The 14,790-nt window shown below is 58.2% G+C and carries 13 protein-coding genes; 6 read left to right on the top strand and 7 right to left on the bottom strand.

Annotated elements, in window-relative coordinates; all coding sequences use genetic code 11:
- Positions 1-76: 76 nt before the first annotated feature.
- The 6 genes from ACLBW8_RS00180 to acs all read right to left on the bottom strand — a co-directional run bounded on the left by ACLBW8_RS00180 (position 77) and on the right by acs (position 6,896).
- Positions 77-841 carry an ABC transporter ATP-binding protein gene (locus ACLBW8_RS00180; RefSeq protein ID WP_128588444.1) on the bottom strand — a complete coding sequence of 255 codons (765 nt, stop codon included), beginning with the start codon at positions 839-841 and terminating at the stop codon, positions 77-79.
- Between the two features lie 27 nt (positions 842-868).
- Complete coding sequence (locus tag ACLBW8_RS00175) at positions 869-1,981, bottom strand: succinylglutamate desuccinylase/aspartoacylase family protein (protein ID WP_064453798.1); 1,113 nt, start codon at positions 1,979-1,981, stop codon at positions 869-871.
- A 1-nt stretch (position 1,982) separates the two neighbouring features.
- Positions 1,983-2,681, bottom strand: coding sequence for an ABC transporter permease (locus ACLBW8_RS00170; protein WP_064453799.1), 699 nt, complete (start codon positions 2,679-2,681; stop codon positions 1,983-1,985).
- The gene (locus ACLBW8_RS00165) at positions 2,678-3,367 is read right to left on the bottom strand and encodes an ABC transporter permease (protein WP_053257623.1); all 690 of its coding nucleotides are present in this window, start codon (positions 3,365-3,367) and stop codon (positions 2,678-2,680) included. The genes ACLBW8_RS00170 and ACLBW8_RS00165 overlap by 4 nt, the downstream gene beginning before the upstream one ends.
- Positions 3,368-3,458: 91 nt before the next feature.
- Complete coding sequence (locus ACLBW8_RS00160; protein WP_017138432.1) at positions 3,459-4,244, bottom strand: ABC transporter substrate-binding protein; 786 nt, start codon at positions 4,242-4,244, stop codon at positions 3,459-3,461.
- A 696-nt stretch (positions 4,245-4,940) separates the two neighbouring features.
- Complete coding sequence (gene acs, locus ACLBW8_RS00155) at positions 4,941-6,896, bottom strand: acetate--CoA ligase (RefSeq protein ID WP_064453800.1); 1,956 nt, start codon at positions 6,894-6,896, stop codon at positions 4,941-4,943.
- A 397-nt stretch (positions 6,897-7,293) separates the two neighbouring features.
- Between acs and ACLBW8_RS00150 the strand changes: the two genes are divergently transcribed.
- From ACLBW8_RS00150 to ACLBW8_RS00130, 5 genes are all read left to right on the top strand, one after another.
- Positions 7,294-7,563, top strand: coding sequence for a DUF2790 domain-containing protein (locus ACLBW8_RS00150; RefSeq protein ID WP_447804279.1), 270 nt, complete (start codon positions 7,294-7,296; stop codon positions 7,561-7,563).
- A 600-nt stretch (positions 7,564-8,163) separates the two neighbouring features.
- Entirely contained in the window at positions 8,164-9,414 is a 1,251-nt protein-coding gene (locus ACLBW8_RS00145; protein ID WP_447804278.1) for a ribonucleotide-diphosphate reductase subunit beta, read from the top strand.
- 313 nt (positions 9,415-9,727) lie between these two features.
- A complete protein-coding gene (locus tag ACLBW8_RS00140; RefSeq protein WP_447804277.1) occupies positions 9,728-10,339 on the top strand; it encodes a BRO-N domain-containing protein in 612 nt (203 codons plus the stop codon).
- Positions 10,340-10,405: 66 nt separating this feature from the next.
- Entirely contained in the window at positions 10,406-11,119 is a 714-nt protein-coding gene (locus tag ACLBW8_RS00135; protein ID WP_447804276.1) for an HNH endonuclease, read from the top strand.
- Between the two features lie 69 nt (positions 11,120-11,188).
- Positions 11,189-11,833 carry an HAD-IB family hydrolase gene (locus tag ACLBW8_RS00130; protein WP_064453804.1) on the top strand — a complete coding sequence of 215 codons (645 nt, stop codon included), beginning with the start codon at positions 11,189-11,191 and terminating at the stop codon, positions 11,831-11,833.
- 240 nt (positions 11,834-12,073) lie between these two features.
- Here ACLBW8_RS00130 and ACLBW8_RS00125 read toward each other — a convergent pair whose 3' ends face one another.
- The gene (locus ACLBW8_RS00125; RefSeq protein ID WP_447804275.1) at positions 12,074-13,033 is read right to left on the bottom strand and encodes a LysR family transcriptional regulator; all 960 of its coding nucleotides are present in this window, start codon (positions 13,031-13,033) and stop codon (positions 12,074-12,076) included.
- A 228-nt stretch (positions 13,034-13,261) separates the two neighbouring features.
- On the opposite strand from ACLBW8_RS00125, the gene argH reads away from it, so the two are divergent.
- Positions 13,262-14,689: an argininosuccinate lyase gene (gene argH / locus ACLBW8_RS00120; RefSeq protein ID WP_432750962.1), complete on the top strand. Its 1,428-nt coding sequence runs from the start codon at positions 13,262-13,264 to the stop codon at positions 14,687-14,689.
- The last annotated feature ends 101 nt before the right edge of the window (positions 14,690-14,790 follow it).

Below are 14,790 nucleotides of genomic sequence, written 5' to 3'. Positions count from 1 at the left end.
CCCGCTCCCACAGGGGATTGAGCCGATCTCAAGACTGGCAAGCATGCACTAACTCGGTGCACAAAAGCAGTCTTGACTATTTCAAGCTGCCCGAAAGGAACTGCTGCAAACGCTCGGACTGCGGGTTAACCAGCACTTCGCGCGGGTTGCCGCGTTCTTCGACGATGCCTTTGTGCAGGAACACCAGTTGGTTTGACACTTCACGGGCAAAGCCCATTTCGTGGGTCACCACCACCATGGTGCGGCCTTCCTGGGCCAGGTCCTGCATCACCTTGAGCACTTCGCCAACCAGCTCGGGGTCGAGGGCCGAGGTGGGTTCGTCGAACAGCATCACCTCAGGCTCCATCGCCAAGGCACGGGCAATCGCCACGCGTTGCTGCTCGCCGCCGGACATGTGGCCCGGGAACGCATCCTTGCGATGGCCCACGCCGACTTTGGCCAGGTAGTGCTCGGCCTTTTCACGGGCGTCTTTTTTCGACATGCCCAACACATGCACCGGCGCTTCCATCACGTTTTCAAGCGCGGTCATGTGCGACCACAGGTTGAAATGCTGGAACACCATCGACAGGCGCGAACGCATGCGTTGCAGTTGCTTGGGGTCGGCGGCCTTCATGGCGCCGTCCTTGTTGGCCACCAGTTTCAGCTCTTCGTTATTGAGCAGAATCCTGCCGGCGTGGGGTTGCTCCAGCAGGTTGATGCAGCGCAAAAAGGTACTTTTGCCCGAACCACTGGAACCGATGATGCTGATCACATCGCCGGCCGCGGCGGCCAGGGACACACCTTTGAGCACTTCATGACTGCCATAGCGTTTATGCAGGTCTTGGACTTCAAGTTTGTACATGCGGTCGGTTCTCACAAAAACAGGTGGTCAGTCGTTGAGCAAGCGCCCGTGACGCAGCGCATCGCGCCCCGCCACCTTGGCCAGCCAGAAACCCGCTTGGGCATAACGTAGCCGTTCAACGGCAAACAACACCCCTGAGGTGCCCGCGCAGACAATGCTGACGCGGTCGGTCAGGGGATCAATCACTTCAAAAATCGGCTCGCCGGTATCGACCCAGTCACCGGCTTTACGCAGGTAACTGATCACGCCGGCGTGGGGCGCAAACAACAACTCGGTGCCTTCGAAGGGCAAGCCTTCGCAGGGTTCGTGTTGCGGCGCAGGCCATTCGCCCTTGATCAGGCCTTGTTCTGCGAGGAACGCGAGAATGCCTTCAGCGTGGAAGATGGCTTCGTCGCGACCGGTGTCGGCCTGGCCGCCCAATTCCAGGGTCGTCGCCAAACACGCCAGCGGAATCTGCGCCTCGGGGAACGCCCGGGACAGACGCAACCACGGCAACGAGCAGGCTTCATCAAACGAGCTGCCGCCGGAATCTTCCGCCAGCAGGCCGACTTTCACATTCAAGTGCGCCGACAGCGAACGCCACTGCGGCCAATGCTGGGGCAGCGCGTACATGTGCAGCGCGGCGTCGGCGTCGCAATGCAGGTCGAGGACGATATCGGCGGTGCACGCGTGGCTCAGCAGCACCCGTTGCATGCCTTGCAGCTGGCTGCTCGGCTCGGGCAACGCGTCGAGCGCATCGGTCATCGCCTGGCGGATCAAGCGCACGTTGGCATGCGGATCATCGCCCAACGCGCCCTTGAGCAACTCGACAACCGGCGCGCTCAGCTCGACAAAATCGCGATTGAAATTCTTGCCGCTGCCAATCTCGAAACGCCCCTGGTGGCTGCCTTGCAGCAACTGGCCCAGGCCCATCGGGTTGGCCACCGGCACCAGCTCGATCACGCCATTGAGCGCGCCTTGCTGTTCCAGTTCGGTGAGGCGCTTTTTCAGCTCCCACGCCGCGCGCATCCCCGGCAATTCATCGGCATGCAGGCTGGCCTGGATATAGGCCTTGCGCTCGCCACTGCCAAAACGAAACACGCTCAGTTGGCGCTCGCAGCCCAGGTGACCCCAGGGCAACAGGTGATCGATACGTTCCATATCAATGCTTCCTTGGAGCCAGGTAGCTCAGCCAGCGGCCTTCGGCCAACTTGAACAGGCGCACCAGGATAAAGGTCAGGCACAGGTAGAACACGCCGGCCGTGATATAGGCTTCGAACGGCAGGTAGAACTGGGCGTTCACCGTGCGCGCGGCACCCGTGATGTCGATCAAGGTGACGATGGAGGCCAGACTGGTGGTCTGCAGCATCATGATCACTTCGTTGCTGTACTGCGGCAGCGCACGGCGCAGGGCCGACGGCAGCAGGATGCGGCGGTATAGCTTGTAGCGCGACATGCCCATGGCCTTGGCCGCTTCGATCTCGCCATTGGGCGTGGCCTTGAGGCTACCGGCAATGATCTCGGCGGTGTAGGCACTGGTGTTGATCGCAAAGGCCAGGCACGCGCAGAAGGTGGCGCTGGACAACAGCGGCCACAGGAAACTTTCGCGTACGGCCTCGAACTGCGCCAACCCGTAGTAGATCAAAAACAGCTGCACCAGCATCGGCGTGCCGCGGATCACGTAGGTATAGAGCCAGGCAGCGCCATTGACGATCGGCTGCTTGGACACGCGCATCAAGCCCAGGGGCAAGGCGGCGAGCAGGCCAAAGAACAAGGAGATGGCGAGCAATTTCAGGGTGGTCACCAAGCCGCCGAGGTACAGCGGCATGGCATCCCAAATGACGTTGTAGTCGAAGATCATAGATCAGCCGCCCTTACGCCTACCGAGTAGCGCTTCTCAAGATAGCGCAGCGCCAACAACGACACGCTGGTAATCACCAGGTACATCGCCGCCACTGCGAGGAAGAAGGTAAAAGGCTCGCGGGTGGCATCTGCCGCCTGCTTGGCCTTGAACATCATGTCTTGCAGGCCCACCACCGAAATCAACGCAGTGGCCTTGGTCAATACCAGCCAGTTGTTGGTGAAACCGGGGATCGCCAGCCGAATCATCTGCGGCACCATCACCCGGAAAAACACCTGGAAGCTGCTCATGCCATACGCAAGGCCGGCCTCGGCCTGGCCCTTGGGAATAGCCATGAAGGCGCCACGGAAGGTTTCCGAGAGGTAGGCGCCAAAGATGAAACCCAGGGTGCCGATACCGGCGGCCAAGGGGTTCAAGTCGATATAGTCGTCATAGCCAAGCAGCGGCGCGACGCGGTTCAGCAAGTCCTGACCACCGTAGAAAATCAGCAGGATCAGCACCAGGTCGGGGATCCCGCGGATCACCGTGGAGTACAAGTCACCCAGCCAGGCCAACCAGCGCACCGGCGACAGGCGTAACGCGACCCCGATCAGACCCAGAACAATGGCCAAGGCCATGGACGACAAGGCGAGCTGAAGCGTCAACCATGCGCCATCGAGGATGACGGCCCCGTAGCCTTTCAACATGATTCAGGTCCTCGAAAAGGGGGATGAAAAAATGGCGCAAACCGCAGGAATTCTGTTGCTTGCGCCATTCTGGACAGACAGCTGCGTCGAGTTACTTAGGGTCAGCGCCGTAAATATCGAAGTCGAAGTACTTGTCCTGGATTTTCTTGTATTCGCCGTTGGCACGGATCGCCGCGATGGCCGCGTTAATCTTGTCCAGCTCAGCCTTGTCGCCTTTGCGTACAGCGATGCCGATGCCGTCGCCGAAGTACTTGGCGTCGGTGAACTGTGGGCCCACGAACGCGTAGCCTTTACCGGCCGGAGTTTTCAGGAAACCGTCTTGCAGCAAGGTAGCGTCAGCCACGGTGCCATCAAGGCGACCGGCTTCCACGTCCAGGTAGATTTCGTTCTGCGAGCTGTAAGGAACAACCGTGACGCCTTTAGGGGCCAGGACTTCCTTGGCGAAGCGATCATGGATCGAACCGCGCTGCACGCCGATTTTCTTGCCTTTCAATTCATCCAGGCTGTCGCTGACCGTGGTGCCTTCCTTCATCACCAGCTGCGCTGGGCTCAGGTAGTAGCGGTTGGTGAAGTCCACGGACTTCTTGCGGTCTTCAGTGATGGACATGGACGACAGGATCGCATCGATCTTGCGCACTTTGAGCGCAGGGATCAGGCCGTCGAACTCTTGCTCGACCCACACACACTTGACCTTCATCTCGGCGCACAGGGCGTTGCCGATGTCGTAGTCAAAACCGACGATGCTGCCATCCGGCGCCTTCGAGGCAAACGGAGGGTAAGCCGCTTCGATACCAATCTTCAGGGGCTTTTCATCAGCGAAGGCCTGCATGGACAGCACGGACAGCGCCAGGGCGCCCAACAGCACAAGTTTCTTCATCTTGGGACTCCATCGGTATAGGGCAAAAAAGCAGTATGAGCCGTGGCCCACGATGCGACTTAAGTGAAACCGAATAGCGGTGCTGCGTCCTACCCCGTTTCAACACTGGAGACGACGAGCGAGTGATCGGCATTCTAACGACAGGCCGGAAGCCGATATTTCCTCAATGCGACAACAATTTACAGAAGCACTGAGAAAGCGGTTCCAGCACATTGACAGCCTCTGAATTTTATGCAGAGACAAAAGATATTAAACCTGTTGATGCTGCAAATTGCGGGCCTATTATTCGCAAACCCTTCTAGCACGGCAAGTCTGGCGTTTAATCTTATTTCATGGGGTGTCTAAAACGCGGTTTTTAGGGGCGTTGGCGTAGCACTTTGCCCCAGGTTTGGGCCTGGGGTTACACATTTAGGCTTCTCGGTAACATTCAGAAACGTCCTACGAGAGAAGTCGATATTTATTGGCTTGAGGGTGATGCAGGTCTGTCAGCCCACCACTTCAGCCAGCTTGAAATACCGTCCAAATGTGGGAGCGGGCTTGCTCGCGAATGCGGTGTATCAGTTAGCAGATGTATAGCTGACCCACCGCATTCGCGAGCAAGCCCGCTCCCACAGGTGATTTGCATCGGTTTTCAGAACCCACAAAAAAGCCCCACCCGGCTCACGCCGAATGGGGCTTTGTACCACCCACCTCGCCTTACGCGACGTTCATGGTCTTGTGCGTCTCAATCAAATGCGCCACCACACCCGGGTCCGCCAGGGTGGAGATATCCCCCAACCCGTCGTACTCAGCCGTGGCAATCTTGCGCAGGATACGGCGCATGATTTTCCCCGAGCGTGTTTTCGGCAAGCCCGGCGCCCACTGGATCACATCCGGCGAAGCAATCGGCCCGATCTCTTTGCGCACCCAGTTTTTCAGCTCCAGGCGCAACGCTTCATTTGGCTCTTCGCCGTTTTTCAGGGTGACATACACATAGATGCCCTGGCCCTTGATGTCATGCGGCACACCCACCACCGCCGCTTCGGCGACTTTAGGGTGAGCAACCATGGCACTTTCAATTTCGGCGGTGCCCATGCGGTGGCCGGACACGTTCAACACGTCATCCACACGACCGGTGATCCACCAGTAACCATCTTCATCGCGACGGGCGCCGTCACCAGTGAAGTACATGCCACGGAACGTCTTGAAGTAGGTATCGACGAATCGGTCATGGTCGCCGTACAGCGTGCGCGCCTGGCCTGGCCACGAATCGAGGATCACCAGGTTGCCTTCGGCAGCGCCCTCGATGATGTTGCCCAGGTTGTCGACCAGCGCCGGCACCACGCCGAAGAACGGCCGTGCAGCGGAACCCGGCTTGAGGGCGTGAGCACCCGGCAGTGGGCTCATCAGGGTGGCGCCGGTTTCGGTCTGCCACCAGGTGTCGACGATCGGGCAACGGGATTGGCCGACGTTCTTGTAGTACCAGTCCCACGCTTCAGGGTTAATCGGCTCACCCACCGAACCGAGCAAGCGCAGGCTGCTGCCATCTACACCTTCGCAGGCAGCGGTGCCGGAAGCCATCATCGCGCGGATCGCGGTTGGCGCGGTGTACAGGATATTGACCTTGTGCTTGTCGACGATCTTGCCAACACGGGTGATATCCGGGTAGTTCGGCACGCCTTCGAACAGCAGCGTGGTCGCGCCATTGGCCAGCGGGCCATAGACGATATAGGTGTGGCCGGTGACCCAACCGACGTCAGCGGTGCACCAGTAGACTTCGCCCGGGCGGTAATCGAACACGCGCTCGTGGGTCAGGGCTGCGTACAGCAAATAGCCGCCGGTGGTGTGCTGCACGCCTTTAGGCTTGCCGGTGGAGCCGGAGGTGTAGAGGATGAACAGCGCTTCTTCGGCGCCCATCTCTTTCGGCGCGCACACAGTGCCCGCCACTTTCATCAAATCTTCGTACCAGATGTCGCGATGCTGGTTCCACTTGATGTTGCCATTGGTGCGCTTGCACACAATGACCTTCTGGATGCTGCTGGTTTCCGGGTTGGTCAGGGCGTCGTCGACGTTGGCCTTCAACGGAATTTTCTTACCGGCACGAATGCCTTCATCGGCGGTGATAACTACCTTCGACTTACAGTCGATAATGCGACCGGCCAGGGCCTCAGGCGAGAAACCGCCAAACACCACGGAGTGAATCGCACCGATGCGGGTACAGGCCAACATGGCGACCACGGCTTCGGGGATCATCGGCATATAGATAGTCACTACATCGCCGCGGTGCACGTCCTGGCCACGCAGGGCGTTGGCGAACTTGCAGACTTCTTCATGCAGCTCGCGGTAAGTGATGGTGCGGCTTTCGGCAGGGTCGTCGCCCTCCCAGATGATCGCTGCCTGATCGCCACGCTCGGCGAGGTGACGGTCCAGGCAGTTGTAGGAAACGTTCAGGGTGCCATCGGCAAACCATTTGATGTCGACGTGGTGGTCGTCGAAAGAGGTCTGCTTCACCACGGTGAAAGGCTTGACCCAGTCAAGGCGCTTGGCTTGCTCGCGCCAGAAGCCATCGGGGTTGACCACCGACTGCTGGTACATGGCCTTGTAGGTTGCCTCGTCGGTCAGCGTGTTGGCTGCTACTTCGGGGCGAACGGGGTACAGGGAAGCCGCACTCATCTTTCTTACCTCGGTGACATAGTTGTTGTTGTATGGCCCCTGTTGTAGCCGGGGTGGGCCTATAGAACCATTCGACGATGGTAGTAACAAGACCCTACAAAACGCCCTGCTATCCACGTTTATGGCTCTGGCCTGCGGCCTGCGTGGCTTTGGCGCTGCATGAAAAAACCTTTACCACGGGATTGTTACAAAAACCGCCAATAGTGTTTATCAAAAGCACGGGTATATGAATATAACCCGCACGCCTAAAATCAGCTCCGCCAACACGGCACTGTGATTAACAACGTAACAGCCCCCACGAAGGCAACGTTAATCCGAACTCACCCACCCTAAGTTACACACGCGGCCTCATAAGGGCCCCGTGACCCCTTTCGCCCCGAAGAAGGTAAAAAGAGAAATGAAAGCTTTAGTAGTGATGGCCCTCAGCAGCTTGTGCGCAACCGCCGCCCTGGCCGACGAAGCCCCGACTGAGCTGGCTGGCCAGAACACCCCGATTGTTGAGGACTACACGTACAGCACGCACTTGGATGTGGCCAAAGTATTGTCAATGAGCACGATTCCGGAAGTCTGCCAAGTTGTACCGGTACAAATGGAATATGAAGACTCACAAGGTCAACGCCATATTCTTAATTACCAGGTAATGGGCAACGGTTGCTCTAACGGATAATAACTTCTTATAAAGGCGTTAAACCCTGATCTTATTCGCCGCAAGAAATCGTTCTTGCGGCAAAGAGCCAGCTGACACACCTGGGTCCAAATGTGGGAGCGGGCTTGCTCGCGAAAGCGATACCCGCCACACCAACACCTCAAAACCCTGCACCCTTCCCAGCATTTTTACTCCCCGGAAGCCCACTTCCCCCGCCCTACAAAAAACATCCCACCGCCCGTCAAAAAAATCCTAGCCCAGCAAAGCCTTGCAAACACACGCCTTGGCCGAAAACCACACCATTTTGGCGCTCTGTCGTGACCATCCGCCGCAACACAAAGCCGAATTTTTCCCTATAATGCGCGGGTAAATCGGGCCTGCAATATCCCTTTACACCGGGATGAAGAGCCAGACCTGAGGCCTCCGCAGGAGCATGCATCTGTCGCTCCCCCCCTCAAGCCTCACGCAGAGCACCCGTTCACCCAATTGCGTTTAATGCCTGCGCCAGCGGTTGCAACAAACGATTCCTTAAGATCCACCGCGGCCCGAGGGCCGTGTGAACACCCAACCATCCGGTTTCACACGGGCACCTTTGAGCCCTCACGCAGGAGACGACACGTCATGCTGAGCTGGGACGAATTCGACAAAGAAGAAGAAGGCGAAGTAGCCGCTAAAGGCGCCAACGCCGGCCACGCCACCGAAGCCAACATGGACCGCCTTGACGGTGCCGGCTCTGCCGCCGCCATCGAAGCCCGCGCCGTCACCGCCAGTGACTCCGCCGCCATCGTGCGCGCCAAGGCCGCCCTGGACAAACTCGACGTCGCCGAAGGCCTCGCTGAGCTGGAAGGCTCCGCCGCCCGCGTCGCCGTTGACGAAAAGCGCATGATCAACTGCCGCGCCGACCTCAACCAACTCGTGCCATTCAAGTACGACTGGGCCTGGCAAAAGTACCTCGACGGCTGCGCCAACCACTGGATGCCGCAAGAGGTCAACATGACCGCGGACATCGCCCTGTGGAAAAACCCCGAAGGCCTGACCGACGACGAACGCCGCATCGTCATGCGCAACCTGGGCTTCTTCTCCACTGCCGATTCGTTGGTCGCGAACAACCTGGTCCTGGCCGTGTACCGCCTGATCACCAACCCGGAGTGCCGCCAGTACATCCTGCGCCAGGCCTTCGAAGAAGCGATCCACACCCACGCCTACCAGTACTGCATCGAATCGCTGGCCATGGATGAAGGCGAGATCTTCAACATGTACCACGAGATCCCATCGGTGGCTAAAAAAGCCGCGTGGGGCCTGAAGTACACCCGTTCGATCTCCGATCCGAAGTTCGAAACCGGCACCGTCGAAACCGACAAAGAACTGCTGCGCAACCTGGTCGCCTACTACTGCGTCCTCGAAGGCATCTTCTTCTACTGCGGCTTCACCCAGATCCTGTCCATGGGCCGCCGCAACAAAATGACCGGCGTGGCCGAGCAGTTCCAGTACATCCTGCGCGACGAGTCGATGCACCTGAACTTCGGTATCGACGTGATCAACCAGATCAAAATCGAAAACCCACACTTGTGGGATGCCGAGATGAAGGAAGAAGCGACCCAGATGATCCTGCAAGGGACGCAGCTGGAGATCGAGTACGCACGCGACACCATGCCGCGCGGCGTGTTGGGCATGAACGCGGCGATGATGGAGGATTATCTGAAGTTCATCGCTAACCGTCGTCTGTCGCAGATTGGGTTGAAGGAAGAGTATCCAGGGACGACTAACCCGTTCCCGTGGATGAGCGAGATTATGGACTTGAAGAAAGAGAAGAATTTCTTTGAAACCCGCGTGATCGAGTATCAAACCGGCGGCGCTTTAAGCTGGGATTAACGCCTAAGCCGGTAACATCAAGAAGCCCTGACTCGTTCAGGGCTTTTTTATGCCCAGTGAACTGTATAGGAGCCTTCTTACACCAAGATCATCCACAGAAGGGTTGATACGAATTTCGAGGCTGAATAGTCTCGTCAGCCGGTGCCTAAGAAACGCCCAACGTAGAAGCTAGCCTCATTCACACAGCCCAAAATCCGCATGGCCTATCATGCGGAACAAATGCTGTATTGAGGTCAAGCAAGTTGGAGTTTCTTAAATCCGCTCTCTACGTTGGGTTCGCGCCCTTCCGTAAATCACGTAGAGATCATAGAAAATGCCTAGCCGATATCTGCTCGACTTGCCTAGCGCCACGAGTTTGGTCACATCTGAACCTTCTATTGCCGTCGTGTTCACCCACCATAATCTTCAATTACACGCTCTCCTTCTAGAAAACCAAGCGTGGTTCTGCGCGCGTGACCTTGGGCGTTTGATGGGGTGGTATCTCGATGAGCGGACGACTCGCAAGCTCGATGAGGATCAACGAAGAACCTTAAACCTGCTGTTCCACGGTCAACCGGAACAAATGCTGATGATCAGTGAATCCGGTGCCTACGCGCTGCTGGTCTATCACTACACACCTGGGAATCGGCTACTGCGTAGTTGGCTCACTCATGAAGTCGTTCCAACTTTACGGGACGAGCGTCAGCCACGCACGATGGAGCGGCCGTTGTTGAGCATGTTGGATTGGCCGGAGATGTCGTTGAATCTGTTGCATTGGCAGGATGAAGGCTGGATTAGGCTTCGAGATATGCCGTATTTGTTGGTGAATCGGACCTATCGGAGAGAATCAGCAAAGACTGCATGGTGGAGAAAGCTCATTCAACTGTTCCGAATGACGCAGCGACTTCACCAAATTCGACGACAACCAAATCCGACAGACTCGTAGGAAATTTCGTAGACGCCATAATGGCTACTCAGTATCGTCCGAGGGTTTTCTACCCTCGGCGGCTGTATGGATATTGCGAAAGACAAAACGGACTGGAACGACGCCGAGCTGGCAGCGGCAGTCGAGGCGTACTTGAAGATGTTGGCCTGGGAAAAGAGCGGCCAGTCTTTCAACAAAGCACTCGAAAACCGCCTGCTTCGTGAAGGCCCAGTGGCAGGCCGTGCGAAGGGTTCTATTGAATTTCGCATGCAAAATATTTCCACCGTGCTCGTTCGTCTGGGCTGGGACCGTATTGAAGGTTATAAGCCCGCAAAGAACGTGGGTACGGGCGTAGAGCAACGCATCCGCCAAGCGCTTGCCGCGCAGGGTGTATTCGAATCCGAAGACGCAGCCCAAACGGCAGATGAGCAAACGCTTATCCGCCGCGCATCCAAACTGCAGCAGCAACCTTTCCAAAAGCTACCGGATGGCATCGCCAATCCGCAGAAAGTGTCGACCGTCAGCACTGCCTTTGTCCGCGACCCAAAGGTACGCGCCTGGGTACTCAAAGAAGCCAAGGGCATCTGCGAAGGCTGCGGTTCAAACGCGCCTTTCGAGGTCGATGGTTTGCCATTTCTTGAAGTACATCACGTCAAGCACCTCGCCCAGAAGGGTTCGGATCGCACGACCAATGCTGTAGCCTTGTGCCCCAATTGCCATCAGCGTTGTCACCGGTCGAGTGACCGGGATGCTTTCACCGAGACGCTTTACGCCAAGATCGGAAGATTGGCACGGGAGTAAACTCCTGCTGTCACACCTGATGCACGCTTAAAAATACTAGATAGGACCGAGGCCCCCGTGAACCCAGACATGCTCGAAGCCGGCCCCGTAGACGCCAAAGTACTCTCCGTCTTTGACTTCGACGGCACCCTGACCCATCACGACAGTTTCGTGCCATTCCTCAAGTTTGCCTTTGGCACCGGTGAGTTCTACGGCCGGATGGCGAAGCTGGCGGTGCCTGGGCTGCGCTTTTTGCTGCGGCAGATCAGCCGGGATGAGTTGAAGGCGCAGTTGATCCGCACCTTTATGACCGGTGTGGAGAAGGCGTGGGTTCAGCAGCAGGCTGAGGCGTATTGCCAGCGCTATTGGACCAAGCTGATGCGCCCCAAGGGCTTGCAGTCGGTGGAAGATGAGGTGAAGTCCGGCGCGGTAGTGACCTTGTGTTCGGCGTCGCCGGCGTTGGTGTTGCAGCCGTTTGCGAATCGGCTGGGGATCAAGTTGATTGGCACTGAGCTTGAGGTGGTCGACGGGGTGTTGACGGGCAAGCTCACGGGGAATAATTGCCGCTGTGAGAACAAGGTGCTGCGCCTTGAGGCGGTGTATGGGGATTTGGGCGAGTATCGGCTGCGGGCCTGGGGCGATACGCGTGGGGATCGGGAGTTGTTGGCCGCGGCGCAGGATGCGCATTTTCGGCATTTTCATTCGAAGAAGAAGCAGGGCAAGTTGCAGCGGTGATGCGAGTGGATGGGGTCGGCAGGTGGACCAAGTCGATCCCATCGCTGCCTCGCTGGGGCTCGAGAGCTCCCACATTTTGATCGGTGCCAGATGGATAGCGCACTAGCATGGGGTGCTGGGGGCGATGCAGATGGATGGGTTCGGCAGGTAGACCGAGGTGATCCCTTCGCAGCCTCGCTGGGGCTCGACAGCTCCCACATTTGATCTCTGTGGCTCGGGGATCGGCGCTTGGCATGCGCTTTATGTCGCGGCCTTGAGGTCTACGCCCAGGGCTGTTGCGAAGGCTTTTACCATCGGGCTTCTTGGCGCGTTGTGGCGCAGGATCAGGTTGAACGCGGTGCCCAGGTGAACCTGTTCCGGGCACAGTGCGCGCAGGCGCCCTTCCCTCACCAGTGGCGCGGCGTAGTGTTCCGGCAGGAAGCCGAGGAAGCGGCCGGTGAGGATCAGGATGGCGACGGCTTCAACCTGTGAGGCCGAGGCGGACTGGCTGTCGTAGGTGACGAAGTTGGCCTTGTCGCGGTGGATCGCATACCGGTGGTTGACCACTTCGTATTGGCGCAGCACTTCCGGCGTAATGTCGCTCGCATTGAACAGTGGGTGTCCTACGGCGCAGTAGGCGTGGGCTTTTTCTTCGTATAGCGGGAAGTAGTCGAATTCTTCGCGGCGTTGGTACACCGGCACGATGCCGACGATCAGCCGCCCTTCCACCACGCCGCGTTCAACTTCGTCCAGTTGCGAGGCCTGTAGGCGCAATCTAATTTTTGGCGATTCGCTGTGCAGTTTCCCTAAAGCGGTAACTAACGGCGAATTAACATCGGAGACGGTGTTATCAATAACGCCGACACTAAGGTCACCAATAAGCTCGTTTTGTGCCGAACTAAGTTTGTCGCGAAAACTGTCCACCGAGGTAAATAACTCGATGGAAGCCTGATACACCAACTTGCCTTCTTCGGTCAGGCCAAAGCCTTCGCGGCCCCGTGTGCACAGGCGCATGCCGATGCGGATTTCCAGGTCGGAGATCTGTTTGCTGATGGCCGCCAGGCCCACGTTCAGCTCGTTTTGCGCGGCGCTGAAGCCGCCGGCTTCGACCACGGCCATGAACACGCGGAGCAATTTGAAGTCCAGCCCGCTCAGTTGCAAGGGCGGTCGCGTGCCGGGTTTTGGCGGTATGTTTCCAGAAGTGGAAAGTGGGGTTTCCATAATACGCGTTGACCTCAAGTGCCATATTCAACAGGCTTCAACCCAATCCTTGAACATAGCCAGGCGGCGATAATGAACATAAACATCCGCCCTTGGCAACCTTGAATATAGCGGGTTGAACAGCACACAGAGGCTGATTTAACACCTCGCAAAACCTGACACTACGATCAGGACTTTTTACTTTTTGACTGCCTCCGACTCTTCTAAAAACAAGCGTGAGGAACACCCATGTCCCAGCCCACCGACCGCCTTTGGGGCGCTCGTTTCAAGACCGGTCCGTCTGCTGCACTGGCCGCGTTGTCGCGTTGCCCTGAGCACTATTTCCGCCTGACGCCCTACGACCTGGCCGGTTCGCGTGCCCATGCCCGTGAGTTACAGCGCGCCGGTTTGCTGGATGAGTCAGAGACCCAGCGCACCGTCGAGGCCCTGGACCGTATCGGTGAGGACTTCGCCGCTGGGCGCCTGCATCCAACCCTGGATGACGAGGACGTACACACCTTTATCGAACGCGTTTTGACCGAGCGCCTGGGCGCCTTGGGCGGCAAGCTGCGCGCCGGGCGTTCGCGCAATGACCAAACGGCCAACGACCTGCGCCTTTTCCTACGTGACCATGCGCGCACCATCACCACCGAGGTGCTGGGTTTGCAGCAGGCGCTGGTGGAGCAGGCTGAGCAGCACGTCGACAGCATTTGCCCAGGCTTCACTCACTTGCAGCAGGCGCAACCGATTGTGTTTGCCCACCACTTGTTGGCGCACGCGCAGTCGATGTTGCGTGATGTGCAGCGCCTGGTGGATTGGGATGCGCGCACGGCGTTGTCGCCGTTGGGTGCTGCCGCAATGGCAGGCTCGGCGATTGCGCGCCAGCCGGAGCATTCGGCCAAGGAAATGGGCTACACCGGGCCGTGTGAAAACTCGATCGACGCCGTCGCCAGCCGTGACCATGTGGCGGAGTTTCTGTTTGTGGCGGGCATGCTCGGGGTGAACATTTCACGCCTGTCGGAGGAGTTTTGCTTGTGGTCGTCACGCCAGTTTCGCTGGGTTGTATTGGACGATGCCTACGCCACCGGCAGCTCGATCATGCCGCAGAAAAAGAACCCGGACATTGCCGAACTGGCGCGGGGCAAGGCTGGGCGTTTGATTGGCAACCTGACCGGGCTGATGTCGACGCTCAAGTCGTTGCCGCTCTCGTACAACCGCGATTTGAGTGAAGACAAACACAGCGTGTTGGACAGCGTCGACACCTTGCTGCTGGTGCTGCCGGCGATGGCCGGGATGGTCGCAACGATGAAGGTGCAGGTGGAAGAGCTGCGGCGCCAGGCGCCGATGGGCTTCACCTTGGCGACCGAGGTGGCGGATTGGCTGGCCACGCGCGGTGTGCCGTTCAAGGAGGCGCATGAGATTACCGGCGCCTTGGTGCAGGCCTGTGAGAAGCATGAGATTGAGTTGTGGGAAGCCTCGCCGGCGATGTTGGCGGAGGTGGATGCTCGGTTGCTGCCCGAAGTGCGTGACTGCTTGACCCTGGAGGCAGCGATTGCGGCGCGCAGTGGTTGGGGTGGGACGGCGCCGGAGCGGGTTCGCGAGCAGATTGGGCGGTTGAAGGTGGCGTTGGCTGAGCAGCAAAAGTGGGCTGAGAGTTATCAGGGGTTTCGGATTTAAGTCTGGGCATGTGTGGTGAGCTCACTGGCGCTATCGCAGGCAAGCCAGCTCCCACATTTGGACCGCGTACAGCAGTTAGAGCGTTATTAGTTTTGGAGTAA

The organism is Pseudomonas sp. M5A4_2d (assembly GCF_053345295.1).
Note: the sequence above shows the minus strand (reverse complement) of the source record. Positions and strands in the feature narration are given on the sequence as shown.